Origin of the sequence: Mucilaginibacter sp. OK268, from assembly GCF_900103125.1 — a bacterium.
Taxonomy (GTDB): Bacteria; Bacteroidota; Bacteroidia; order Sphingobacteriales; family Sphingobacteriaceae; genus Mucilaginibacter.
On record NZ_FNJV01000001.1, the window covers coordinates 209,121 to 223,165 of the forward strand.

The window sequence follows — 14,045 nt, forward strand, 5'->3', positions numbered from 1 at the left end:
CCTAAAATAATATCCAGGCGTGGACACCTGGATTGGCAAGACGCATAGTCGACTCACCCGGTCTACGCTTCGCTGGACCAAAGAGGGTTGAGAAAAAAGAAATGAAAATCCCCTCTATGCGCGAAGCGTAGAGAGGAGTGACGAGCGCAACGACGTCGGTGTATGTTTTTATATTATAAGTGTTCGGAAGGTCGTTGGTTCGGCTAAAGCCAGCAAATGATTCCATTATCCGTCCCATAAATGGGACGGCAATGAATAGAAGACGAAGTGATTTACCTTTCATTGCCGTTGGTTTTAACCAACGGATTTCAGCATGATCAACTACTGGCTTTAGCCCAAAAAACGGTCAATTTGATTGATGCCGTAGCCTCTTTTACCCCTATTCTTTTAACCGTAGAGACGCATCACATGCGTCTCTTTTTTATTACCAAACAAACTGTAAGCCGCCGGTTACACCGATACTTAAAGTAGTGATGTTATTATCTGTGCCGATATGTTTGCTCAGTTCCCATCCGTGTATTTGGGCATCGTCATTTGGGTCGGAGCCGGTGATATCGAAAGTTGGGCCAGCAAATAAACGTAGCAGCTTGTTCAGCTTATAGCCCGGTAATAGTTTAAAGGATTGGGTTTGATAAAATTTCTTTTTGGTATCAGTAATCAATTCGACCACATACTCACCGTTTAAGGAGAATTTGGAATGGTTGATGATATGCGCGCCAAAACCCAGGTCGAGCGCGTATTTGGACCACGCATCGCCAAATTTATAGCCAGCACCTATCAGGCCATACATGACCCTGCCGCCCGAGCGGAAATCAAGATGGGTGAACAGGTTTTCATCCGTACTGATGGCCAGGCTTTTTTCGCCGTTTTTGATAAAGTTGATGATGCCGATGGGATAGTCGCTGCTATCGGCTACGTTAAATAAAAACCCAAGCTGAAAGCCCTTTACCTTTTTTGCTACGTTGAAAAGACTTGCCATTTGTGAGCCCGTTTGCCCGGTCGACCAGTTGAAAAGCCCGGCAAACTGCACACCACTTGCTTGCTTACCGGTATTGAACAAGCCCGCTACCTGTACACCACCGGTAAAATTCTTTACGTTATTAAACAGCCCTGCCATTTGAAAGCCCTTTGCCTCCTGATCCAGGTTGGCTATACCGGCCACCTGCGCGCCTTTAAAATTATTGGTTCTGTTGCCTATACCGGCCACCTGCATGCCGCTTGAGTTGTTGAGCACATTGTTGTAAATCCCGGCTATTTCAAAACCGCTTAAGCTGCCGCCTACCACGTTAAATATCCCGGCCATCTGAAAACCGTTCACATCTTTGCGATTGATATTAAATATACCGGCTGCTTCAACCCCGTTAATACCGGCAGTATAGCCGCCCAGGAGATTATAGGAAACTTTGTCGATGATCTGGCTGTTATACATGCCATGTGTACTTAGGCCAGGTACCAGCGAAACCTGGTAAGGGCTTGTGGCAAAAAAGTTGCCCAGGTTCATGCCTTGCACCAGTTGTTTTGAGCTGATAAAGAACCGCGCAAAACGACTATGCTCCACACCGTTTCCCGAACCTTCGTCGGGGTAATATTTATAATTTTGGTTATTATGTTTAGAATCTACGTTAACTACCGGCAATATATAAAGGGCGGTGTCGCGGTATTCCTCCTTGCTTACACTTAAGGAGAGCGGGCCACCCGGGTTTTTAAGCCGGAGTTCAAAATAGCCTCTGTCGTTAGTTAAGGTTGCTACCAGTTGATTCTTTTCATAAACGCTGGCCTGTGGTATCCCTTTTTGCCCCGAAACATCATTTATATAACCTTTAACTATCGCCAGCTCCTTATCAACTTCGGCGGTGATATATAGTTTACCGGGCGCATGCCTTAACACAATGTATCCGGGTACTTCTTTAAACTCGTAGCTATCGCCCAGTAATTTATCCAGCAGGCTAAAAAGTGTTCCGCGGTAGCCCGCAACAGATACCATGCTATCGGCCGGGATGGTTTTGTTGTTGTAGGCAAAATAAAAATTGCCTTTACTGGCAATTTTATCCAGAACGCTGCCCATACGCTGCTGCTTGATCTCACCTATCGAGATCTCTTTCATCAGGTTGTTTTGCGCATAAAGTTGGGTGCAAAAAAGCGCGGGTATAAAAAGCGCCAGGCCGCGGGTGATTAGTTTTTGGTTAATGGTCATTAATTTATAGATGCTTTGTGTGTTATCATACACCTGTTTCATGAGCCGGGGTAGGGCAACATAAAGCATGGCGCATAGTATAACACGTTCAAGGGTTTTTACCCTTACACTGTTTTTAAATTATTTTAGAAGCTATTTAAAATTTAATTGTTCTTAAATGTAGAGACGCATAATTGCGTCTCCCGCTTACAAAGGCGGTTAAATGTTTTGAAAAGCGGCTTGTCCTGAGGGAGACGCAATTATGCGTCTCTACATAATTTTTTTAAAATCAAATTTAAAAAGCTTCTTAGGTTAGATCGCAATTCTGCTAAATAGTGACAGAATTTTTTTCAAGGTATTTGAATACGGCAAAACTAACCATTTTATTCCCTAAATGTCAGGCCATTGTAAGCAATATAGAAATATTGATTTTTATTTTGAAATGATCGTTTCAAAATACTTATCTTTGATTCAACATTTCAAAACAAGAATCTTAAACATTAAAAAAATGAATAATCTAACAAACAAAGTTGCCGTAGTTACAGGTGGTAACAGCGGTATTGGATATGCAGCCGCAAAAGAACTGATAGCACAAGGTGTAACTGTAGTTATTACCGGTCGTAACCGGGCATCTGTTGAAAAAGCAGCAGAAGAATTGGGCGCTACAGGTATAGTATCTGACCAAAGCAAAATTGACCAGATAGATAATTTAGCACAGGCCGTTAAAGATCAGTTTGGTAAAGTTGATATCCTGTTCCTGAACGCAGGTATTGCCGCTTTTAGTCCGGTTGAAACCGCTACGGAAGAACATTACGATAGCATCATGAACCTGAATGTAAAAGGCGTTTATTTTACTGTTCAAAAATTTATCCCTTTACTCAATGATGGTGCTTCCGTTATATTCAATACTTCTGTAAATGCCGTTTTAGGTGTGGCCGATAGTAGTGTTTATGCTGCCAGCAAAGCCGCTGTATTGTCATTTAACAAAGTATTGGCCCGTGAATTGGCATCACGTAAAATCAGGGTAAACGCTATTTCTCCCGGCCCGGTTGCAACCCCGTTGTATGATAAATTAGGCTTAGAGCAGGAGCAGGTTGATGGGTTCGGCGCGGCTTTAAGTCAAAAAATATTACTTAACCGCTTTGCACAACCAGAAGAAATTGCCAATGTGGTACGGTTCCTGGCTTCAGACGATGCTTCATTTATTACCGGTACCGAAATTACTGTTGATGGCGGCTTAACAGTGAACGCGATTATGTACTAAAAAAATTTGCACGCAATTGAAACGATTGTTTCAAATAGGTTAAATTTATTAACTTTGCCTTATTGCCTGGTATTGCTAATCTGAGTAATAGGCCACGAATAGACATAACAAACAAATAATATGCAAGAGGGGGCTGTCACCCTGAGCTCCGTCGAAGGGGCGAGCGTAGAGGCCTGCCCACCATGCTTCGACGGAGCTCAGCATGACACCCTTTTTTTAGAAATGTCTACTTATAGGCTATTACCCTGATCCCCGGATAAACAGCATCGGCATAGGTATTTAAAATTGTTGATCATGGCACGTAAGAAAGATTTTGATGAGGATGAACTGCTTGGGAAAGCGGCAGAACTTTTTTGGAGAAAGGGGTATAATGGCACATCGGCGCAGGATTTGGTCGACTGTTTGAACATTAACCGGTCGAGTTTGTACAATACCTATACTGATAAAAGAACGCTGTTTAAAAAATCCTTGTCGCTATATCAAACCCAGCAAACCGGGGCCATGTTGAGTATGCTGGCCAAAGCCACAAACCCCGAAGCTACCGTTAAACAAATTTTTGACGGTTTGATCAAAGAGAGTGTGGAAGACCGGCTTTTAAAAGGCTGTTTCATGGTAAATACTGCTGTTGAACTGGCTGGGCAGGATAAAGAAATAGGCGATATGGTAAATAACAATAACCTGAGCGTGGAAGATGCCTTAACCAAACTGATAGAGAGCGGACAGCAACAAGGCCAGTTTTCGACTCAAAAAACAGCCCGTACACTGGCCCGGTTTGTTTTTGCCAATATCACCGGGATAAAGGTAGCCGCCAGGACAGGTGCCGATGAGCAAACGCTCCGGGATATTGCCGATGTGGCTATTTCATCGTTAAAAAAATAAAAGAGCCTCGCGAAGATTAATTAATATATGATTAACCCCCTGATAGTATTACCTGCTTAGCTTTGCCGCTGAATTAAAAAGAAACTGTAATTTTATTTATAGTAATAGTAGAGCGCTGGATGGCAGCATGCTGAAGGTTCGAATCCTTCCTCTACGTCTGATCCCAATTTTATTTAACCAGCTATGAATTACCCTGTAATCGCATTGATCATTTTATTGGCGCTGGGAGTTATTGGTTTACTGGCCTGGAAAAATCAAAAGGATAAGAAAAAGATAGAGAAGGAAATGAACCGTTCCGAGATCAGGCCCGAAAAACATAACGAGAATAAACCCAACGCCTGAGCGGCATCCGGATCCTCCGGAATTAATGCTCTCTTAGAAGCTGTCTAAAAACAAAGATTATTCATTGCCGTTGACTTTAGTCAACGGCAATGATTTTACATCATAAATAATCTAAACCAATTTCAACAGCTTCTTGGCAATAATTGTTATTTCAATGTTTCCTTAATGTAATCTGCCTATTTGTTAACATTAAGGTTACATTAAAATGTTTTCTTTGTTTGCTATGCTTGATAGCGAGTTAATGCCCTGTTTAATACTATGATCACCCATTCAATTTTAATGTATGGTTAGCATTTATGCCCGGCCCTCGCAACTCATATGGGTACTGCTTTGGGCCTTTTTATGTTTAAGCATAACCGCCGGTGCCCAAACCGAAAAAAACGCGCAATTTCAGCAACTACAATCATTGGGGCAACCGCATCCAGATTCAGCACTTATTGAGCTAAAAAAGGCGCATGCTAAAGCCGTTCAGGATAATGATAACCTGGCAGCTGGCAGGATTTTGCAGCAAATGGGGCAAATTTGTTTTAACCAGGGCCATTATGCACAGGCCCTTGATTTTTATTTACATGCCGATAAGGTATTCGCGCAGGAAAATAACAAGGATCTGTTGGCCGGGAATATGGGTAAAATGGGCATCCTGTATTATTATAATAAACAATCGGATAAGGCATTTCAGCTGTATAACAAGGCCCTGGCTCTTTACCGGTCTACCGGTAATAAAAAGGGGCAGGCCGAAATATTTGGTGCTATAGGGCATCTGTATGAAAAACATCACCGGTACGATAGTTCTTTTTATTATCAGCATTTAGCCTTGCGTACCTATAACCAGATAGGGGATAACTATGGACAGGCAAAAATATATGAAAACCTGGGCAGTATCCACGAAGACCTGGCCAATTACGATTCATCTTACTCCTGTTTTAAGGAATCGCTGAAAATATACCAGCAACATCATGATGAAGTTGCCAGTATTGAAGTGATCAATAACATAGGTGATATTTTGCGTAAAACGGGCAAGTATGCGCAGGGAATTGAACAATCGCGCCTGGCTTATGCCTTGTCGGTAAAAAACGATAACCTGTATCAGCTTGCTGCTGCTTGCCGCGATCTGGGTAAGGGTTATCAATTGCTTCATCAAATGGATAGCGCCTATCATTACCTGGAACTGAGCCGGAAGTATTCGCTTGAAGTATATTCCAGGGAGAGCCTCAAGCAAACTTCCTTTTTGCAAGTATTGTATGATATGGACAAAAAGAGCGATGAAATTACAAGGCTCAATAATATCCGTAAAATCAACCAGATAGTTACCATAGCAATAATTACCATTGTACTGTTGCTGATTGTTCTGGGATTGGTAACGTTTAGCCGCCAGCGGTTAAAGATCAGGGATCAGCGTGCTTTGGCCGAACAGAACAAATCGATATTTGAGGCTCAGCATGAATTGATGCAGCTTGAATTGAAAAACAAACAATTGGAAGAAGAAAGCCTGAAACAGCAATTAGAGCTTAAAAGCCAGGAGCTATCTACCCATACTTTAAACCTGATCAAAAATAACCAGTTGCTGGAAAATATGCGGAATACATTGCAGGACATGGTGAAGGAAGATAAGCGCGATCAGAAGAAACAAATGCAGCAGATCATCCAGCAAATAAACCAGAGTTTTAACCACGAGCAGCAATGGAAAGAATTTACCCTTGCCTTTGAACAGGTACACCAGCGGTTTTTTGATAAACTGAAACTGCACAGCAATGATCTTACATCAACAGATATGAGGCTGATCGCATTGCTTAAGGTAAATATGGATTCCAAAGATATTGCAGGCTTATTGGGTATCTCCAATGATAGCCTGCGTGTTGCCCGTTATCGTCTGCGTAAAAAACTCAACCTGGAGCAGGGTGATAACCTTTCCACCTTTATACAAGCGCTTTAGTTGTTTTGGGTGCGGGGTTCGTGGAGCGAGAGCGAGAATCCAGATCGAGTTTGTAAACAAGTAACCTTATCCTGATCTCGCTCCCGCACCCCGATCCTTGCACCTCTTAACATTGGCTTAATGTAACGGTAAACTAATGATAATGGAGGTTTTGTTATTTAGTATATAATTGATAATGAGTTGTTTGTAATTTTTTGTTGCCCTTCCGTATACGTTGCTTGTAACGGTGTTTCCTTTTTGTAACGGCAAATATTAATAAGCATATAGATGGTTTAAACACCTTTGTCCCGTCAAAAAAATCAAACACAATTGTATCAATCGTTTACAAAATGAATAAATATTTACAAACCTTATTATTCCTGCTGTTATGCGTTACCGCAGCTAACGCTACAAAACTAAAGGGCCATGTTTACGACCGTAAAACCGGCGAACCTATGGTAGGGGCTACCGTTAGTTTGGATAAAACCAGTAAAGCAACCACCACCGGCCTGGATGGTTCATTCGAATTAAAAGAGGTACCAAAAGGGATATTTAATCTCCGGATTTCCTATGTTATGTATCAAACGGTGATACAGGAAGTGGATATCGAAAAAGGAGATAATTTACAGCTGAAAATTTACCTGGAAGAGGCTGGTAAGGCCTTGCAGGAGGTAACCATATCTGCCAAAAAGAATGCCGCCTCTGAAAATACCGCCAGGAGGTTGGAACAACAGTCGACCCAGGTGATGAATGTAGTATCGGGCAAGGCTATTGAAATTTCACCCGATTTAACGGTAGCTAATGTGATTGCCCGTGTATCCGGTGTATCGGTTGAACGGAATAGCAACGGCGACGGGCAGTACGCCATTTTAAGGGGTATGGACAAACGCTATAACTATACCCTGGTTAACGGTGTGAAGATCCCGAGCCCTGATAATAAATACCGTTACGTTCCGCTTGATATTTTCCCATCTGATCTGCTTGACCGCCTGGAGGTGTACAAAACCCTGACCCCCAATATGGAGGGCGACGCGGTTGGTGGTGCCGTTAATATGGTGATGAAAGATGCTCCGGACCGCCTTACGGTGAACGCCAATATAGCCGGAGGTTATAGCCAGTTGTTTTTTGATCGTAAATTTATGAGTTATGATTACTCCGGTATCAACTACAAATCGCCTTCGGAAATAAATGGCAAATCTTACCAGGCCACCCAAAATGATTTTTCAAAAGGTACTTTAAGCTATGCTTTAAAACATCCGGCCCCGAATGTGGTGGGAAGTTTAACCTTAGGACAGCGCTTTTTCGATAATAAATTAGGTGTGCTTGTTGCCGGTAGCTATCAAAATACTTACCGGGGTAGCAATAGTGTATTCTATAGTTCAAAAGTTGTTCCTACAGCCGAATACGCTGCCGTTACGAGCAAGAGCGACAGGGAGTATTCGGAACAACAAAAACGTTATGGCCTATTTTCTAAAGTTGATTATGTGATCGATAACCGTAATAAATTGAGCTTGTTCAACACTTATGTTAATTTGACCAACATCCAGGTTAGGGATGAAGTTTCAACCAATTTCTCGACTGACTATGACCCTGATAAAGGTAATGCGCAGTTGGGTTATTCAACCCGTAGCCGTTTAACCAAGCAGCAAATTTACAATGGTATGCTAAGGGGCGATCATAAGCTGTTTGATGATAAATTAAAAGTACAGTGGTCGGCGGTTTACTCATCGGCCGAAAACGAGGTGCCTGGTAATACCACCATCAGCCTGAATGGTGTACGCGAAAATTTTGTAGACAGGCGCACATTGCTTACCAACGGTACACCGCTTACCCATCGCTGGGAGCGTAATACCGATGAGGATAAGGCTGGTTATCTCGACTTGACCTATACCGCGCCGGTTGCAGGTGTAAACGTTGACTTTTCTGCCGGTGGTTTATATCGCGATAAAGAACGCAGCAGTTTCTATAATAACTATGCGCTTACGCCGGTTAACCCCGGAGCCGTATATGGTACCGATTTTCAGAATTATACTGATCTGTCTTTCACAGTAACCAACCCGGGTGGTGCAGTAAATAACCCTTTAACTTACGATGCTTCTGAAAAAATAGGAGCGGGATATGGAATGTTCAAATTCACCACTAAGGCAGTACAGGTTGTGGGTGGTGCACGTGTAGAACATACCGATCAGGGTTACCGCATGCTTTTCCCGGCTGGCGAAACCCGTCCCTCGGGCAACCAAATATATACGGATGTATTGCCAAGCTTAACCATCAAGTACTTTTTAACAGACAAGCAACAGTTACATGCTTCTTATTTCAGATCGATTAACCGCCCTGGATTTTATGAGATAGTACCGAGCAAGGTAGTTAATGAGGAATACCAGGAACGTGGCAACCCCGATTTGAAACGGGCCATTGCCGATAACTACGATTTAAGATATGAGCTTTTCCCTGACGCGGGTACGCAATTGCTGGCAGGCGCGTTTTTCAAAAACATCAAAAATCCTATCGAGTATATTTTCCAGGCTGATGCCACACGTGGCCAGGATACCTATTACACACCGGGTAATTTTGGTACAGCACGTAACTATGGTTTGGAGCTCGATTTCATTAAGTTCTTCAACAAGTTTGGTGTAAAGGCCAATTATACTTACACCCATTCCCGTATCACTACACCAAAGGATACTTATATAACCGATGCTAATGGCGATACCCGTAAAATATCGGTGAACCAGTCACGCCCGCTGTATGGTCAATCGGAACATATCGCTAATATCTCCCTGCTGTATAAGGATACCAAAAAAGGCTGGGACGTACAGGTTTCAGGTGCCTACACAGGTCCACGTATCAACACGGTATCGCAGTTCCTGAATAACGACTTATGGCAACAAGGCTTTATCCAGATGGATGCCTCGGCCGAAAAACGCTTCAAAAATGGGTTGAGTGTATTTGTAAAAGGCGGTAACCTGCTCAACACACCAAGCAAACTGTTCATCAAAGGAACTAATCCTACCAATGCAGCACTGAAGGATGACAACATTGAATCGAACGGACATACTTTGATCCGCAGCGACTATTACAAACAGACATACCTGATTGGTGTGCGCTATAAACTTTAAAAAATGTCAATTATTTTAATCAAAAATAAGATGAACTTAAAACCAATATTTACAGCATTACTGTTATCAGCGATAGCCATTAGCGGCTGCAGAAAAGCCAATCTGGATGTAGATACCAGCTCCGGCAACGGATCGGCCAGTGGCGAAGTATCAGGCGTTTGGGCCAAAGGCAGCACCCAGATCATCAAGGGTGATATTGTTATCCCCGCAGGTAAATCGCTCACCATTGAAGAAGGCGTCACTGTGTTAATGGATACCGTTGCCAAGCCAGAATTCATTGTAAAAGGTAACCTGTACTCGATGGGTACGGCCGAGAACCCGGTTAGAATTACCGTAGCTGAACAATATCGTACCGACGCTAAAAAATTCGGAAAAATGTGGGGCGGTATACTCGCGGCCCCAACTTGTGCGGAATTGGTGCTTGATCATACCATTTTGGAGTACGGCGGTAATACTACGTCGGATGCCTCAACTTCAGTAAAACAAGGTTTATATAAAGCCGTTGCCGGCGAAAACTTACCAGCCTTATGGTTCTCAAATGTGAATGGTAAGCTTATCGTGGTCAACTCCATCGTCCGTAACTTTCAGGAAGATTGTACCTATATTGAAGGCGGAAAGATCATTTTTGCCAACAACATTTTCTATACAACTGGTGTAACCGGTGGCGAGGCGATGAACTTTAAATCGGGTTGTTTGGCCGATGTGGGCTTTAACCTTGTGTATAGCGCCAATACTAACGCCCTTAAATTATCAAACTCCGGCGACCGTAATCCGCAGGCATATATTATAGCCTATAACAATACCATGATCAATACTGGCTGGCGCAGGCCATCTGCCAAGGGCGGTTCTATCTGGCTGGAAAACAATGTGCACGCCGATATTTACAATAACCTGTTTGCCAATACCCGTTTTGGTATCAAAAGGGATACAAAATCAACTGAAGATAAACGTACGGTGATCAGCAATAACCTTTATTATGGTTATGATCAAACCACGGTAAATCAGTTCCAGCCATCAAAAGATATTGTTGCAGGGGTAAACGATATCATTAGCACCAAAGCCGGTGATAACGACCCTAAGTTTGTGAACTACCCGGAATCAACCCCGGTACTGAACGCGGTATTTAATACCGCCTGGGATTTTCATTTGCAAAGCGGCTCACCAGCCTTAAATCATGGTAAAACCGACTTTACCCGTCACCATGCTGCAGGTATTACGGTAAATGGGGTAACCTATGTTTCGCCAGATCCGGCAACTTACATCGGCGCTTTTGGAACAAAATAAATAAACAAGAAAATCTACGGCCCTGCTTATGCAGGGCATTTTTAAATATGATTAATGAATAAATTAAACACTCTTTTATTGGCATCACTGGGCATCATGCTGTTTAACACAGCCTGTGGTCAGAGCCAGGTACGTGATCACAAAGGAAATATGATGCCTGCAATTTCATCGCAGGCTATTAAACCTGTTATTATTACTGAACCTGTATTGTTTGATACTGACGATCCGGCAATATGGGTGAATCCTGCAGATCCGGCTCAAAGCTTGATCATCGGTACGGATAAAAACAGCGAAGGGGCATTGTATATATTTGATCTGCAAGGGAAAATTGTGAAAGATAAAGTTGTACGCGGCTTAAAACGACCAAACAATGTGGATCTGGCTTATGGTTTAAAGCTGGGAGGCAAGCCTACCGATATTGCTATTACTACCGAACGTATGACCCATAAGTTGCGGATATTTTCCCTGCCGGATATGAAACCAGTGGATAACGGCGGTATTGATGTATTTGTAGGCGAAACCGGTTTTGAATACCGCGACCTGATGGGCATATCTATTTATACCGCAAAAACAGGTAAGATGTATGCCGTTGTTGGTCGCAAAAATGGCCCGAAAGATGGTGGTTATCTGTGGCAATATTTATTGGAAGACGATGGCACCGGAAATGTTAAAGCAACTTTGGTGCGCAAGTTTGGTAAATACAGTGGTAAAAAAGAGATCGAAGCAATAGCGGTAGATAATGAGCTGGGTTATATTTACTATTCAGACGAACAGGTAGGCGTGCGTCAGTATTATGCCGATCCGGAGAAGGGTGATAAAGAGCTGGCCATATTTGGTACATCAGGTTTTGAGGCCGATCATGAAGGCATCTCTATTTATAAACTAACAGATAAAACAGGCTATATCCTGGTGTCTGATCAGGGAGCAAATCGTTTCCAGATCTTTAGTCGGGAAGGAACTAAAGCTAAGCCCTTTGAACATAAGTTGGTAAAAATTGCCAATGTTGCTGCCCAGCAAAGCGATGGTTCTGATGTTGTGGCCACACCGCTTAATGCTACTTTTAAACACGGCATTTTTGTGGTAATGTGTAATGATAAAACTTTCCACTACTATCGCTGGGAAGATATTGCGGGCAAAGAGTTGAAAGTGAAAGCAACGGGCAAGTAACTGATCTCAAGGCTAATTACCAATAATAAAAGGTCGTCCTGAAAAGCTTCAGGGCGGCCTTTTTGTTTTATAAATACCACGGATAAGCGTTTAAATCTGCAATAAATTACTAAAAATATTAGTATTTTATTAAAATTTAATATAGGTTTGTATCACGGAATTGCAGCCAGTATTTAGCTTTTCTGATGATCAAAAAAGCATGATATGAAAATTGAAGATAAGATATACGGTAGTTTTGAGGTAGGACCGGTGCTGGAAGAATTGATCTTGTCGGCACCGGTGCAGCGGTTGAAAAACATTCACCAGGGTGGAGCGATATTTCTGGTAAACCCGGCTTTAAACCAAACCCGCTATGCACATTCTGTTGGTGTACTTTACCTGGTAAAATATTTTGGCGGAGGTATCGAAGAGCAAATAGCTGCCTTACTGCATGATGTTTCGCATACCGCTTTTTCGCATGTGGCTGATTATGTGTTTGAAAATATCAATGAAGATTATCATGAAACCATATTCGACGAGGTGATCAACCGCTCAGAAATTCCTCTCATCCTTAAAAAATACGGGTTTAACAGTACTAGCTTATTTAAGCAGGCTCATACTATTCTGGAGCAACCACTTCCTGCCCTTTGTGCCGACCGGGTAGATTATACCCTGAGAGATTTATATCAGGCTGATTTTATAGGACTAACCGAGATCAGGAATTTTATCAAAGAGCTCACCATTCAGGATGGTTGTATGGTGGTGAGGTCTGAAACGGCAGGTGATTGGATCAAAAATCAGTTTCGGCGTTTAAATGAAGCTTACTTTAAAAAGCCGGAGCATGTATACGCCAACCTGAAACTGGCCGAACTTATTAAAGACGCCCTGGCCCAGGGGATGCTTCAAAAAAACGATCTTTTACGGGATGATTTCCAGGTATTACGTAAATTAAATACCAACATAATCATGAGCCAGCGATTAAATGATATTGAAAACCTGGTACATTTTAAACAATTTACAAATAAAGGAGCAACAGAACGATTTAAGCAAAGGTCACTGCATCCTTTGGTCATGGTTTAAAAAACGTTTGCAATAAGAAATAAATACAACCTAAACTTTATACAAAAAACAAGCCCGGAGATTTCTTTGGGCTTGTTCCAAACTTGTTTGGTTATCCTTAGTAGCTTTCAGAAGATGTTTATGCTTATCGCAAAAGATTTATACCGATGTTTTAAAAAGGTCAAAAAAAAGAACCCTTCCTGAAAAGGGTCCTTATACTAACCACTTAATCAACTATACCCAGGTCTCACTCCGGATAACAGCCAAATTTTTAATTACCAGTCTTTAGGGGGCTGGTATTTTTGCGTAATAACAGTGTTATAACCTATTTAACACATAAGTGAATGTAAATCAAAAAGATGTGATCTTGTATTTTTAATGTTACACAAACGTTTGCGTAAATTAATGACTAATGAAAAAATAGTTGAAGTCGGTATCAGTAAAATTTAGTCATAGCTGTTAGGAATTGAAACTATTAGTCAGTAAACTCATTAAAACAGAGTTATTTGCGTGTGGATTTTTAATAAAGGGTAATTATACGGAAGGAACCATCACACAAACGTTTGTGTGATGGTTTCATATTAAGATACTTTATTAAGTTTTTTGATAAGTATTCTTCACTGCGGGTGTATTTACACAAACAAAATTAGCGACTCGATAATTAACTATATTTTTTTTTAAATGCTGTATTTGTATATTTTATTGTGTTTTAAACAGTTAAATAGTTTTGTTTCCTTTTAGGCAAATAGAAGTTAATTTTTAATTTATTATTAATTGTATATTTAACAGTATACAACCTTAAACTTTATATGAATACTTTACACCATTCTCGCGAGATGTTATATGATCAGTTTAGTGTAGGTAACT

General features: G+C 41.7%; 9 protein-coding genes. 8 read left to right on the top strand and 1 reads right to left on the bottom strand.

Going from position 1 to position 14,045, the window contains the following annotated elements:
- Positions 1-424: 424 nt before the first annotated feature.
- Positions 425-2,263 (bottom strand): peptidase associated/transthyretin-like domain-containing protein, encoded by a 1,839-nt coding sequence (locus BLR84_RS00965; RefSeq protein ID WP_143013792.1) that lies wholly within the window; start codon positions 2,261-2,263, stop codon positions 425-427.
- Between the two features lie 418 nt (positions 2,264-2,681).
- On the opposite strand from BLR84_RS00965, the gene BLR84_RS00970 reads away from it, so the two are divergent.
- The 8 genes from BLR84_RS00970 (at position 2,682) to BLR84_RS01000 (ending at position 13,199) form a co-directional block, all read left to right on the top strand.
- The gene (locus BLR84_RS00970) at positions 2,682-3,437 is read left to right on the top strand and encodes a glucose 1-dehydrogenase (protein ID WP_090465657.1); all 756 of its coding nucleotides are present in this window, start codon (positions 2,682-2,684) and stop codon (positions 3,435-3,437) included.
- 294 nt (positions 3,438-3,731) lie between these two features.
- Positions 3,732-4,316, top strand: a complete 585-nt coding sequence (locus BLR84_RS00975) for a TetR/AcrR family transcriptional regulator (protein ID WP_090463048.1) — start codon at positions 3,732-3,734, stop codon at positions 4,314-4,316.
- 183 nt (positions 4,317-4,499) lie between these two features.
- A complete protein-coding gene (locus BLR84_RS29855) occupies positions 4,500-4,658 on the top strand; it encodes a hypothetical protein (protein WP_176851903.1) in 159 nt (52 codons plus the stop codon).
- Between the two features lie 283 nt (positions 4,659-4,941).
- Positions 4,942-6,591, top strand: a complete 1,650-nt coding sequence (locus BLR84_RS00980) for a tetratricopeptide repeat protein (protein ID WP_090463051.1) — start codon at positions 4,942-4,944, stop codon at positions 6,589-6,591.
- A gap of 329 nt (positions 6,592-6,920) precedes the next feature.
- Positions 6,921-9,689: a TonB-dependent receptor gene (locus tag BLR84_RS00985; protein WP_090463054.1), complete on the top strand. Its 2,769-nt coding sequence runs from the start codon at positions 6,921-6,923 to the stop codon at positions 9,687-9,689.
- Positions 9,690-9,719: 30 nt separating this feature from the next.
- The gene (locus tag BLR84_RS00990) at positions 9,720-10,973 is read left to right on the top strand and encodes a hypothetical protein (protein ID WP_090465660.1); all 1,254 of its coding nucleotides are present in this window, start codon (positions 9,720-9,722) and stop codon (positions 10,971-10,973) included.
- A gap of 54 nt (positions 10,974-11,027) precedes the next feature.
- Positions 11,028-12,140, top strand: a complete 1,113-nt coding sequence (locus BLR84_RS00995) for a phytase (protein WP_090463057.1) — start codon at positions 11,028-11,030, stop codon at positions 12,138-12,140.
- 204 nt (positions 12,141-12,344) lie between these two features.
- Entirely contained in the window at positions 12,345-13,199 is an 855-nt protein-coding gene (locus BLR84_RS01000; RefSeq protein ID WP_090463061.1) for an HD domain-containing protein, read from the top strand.
- Positions 13,200-14,045: the final 846 nt, after the last annotated feature.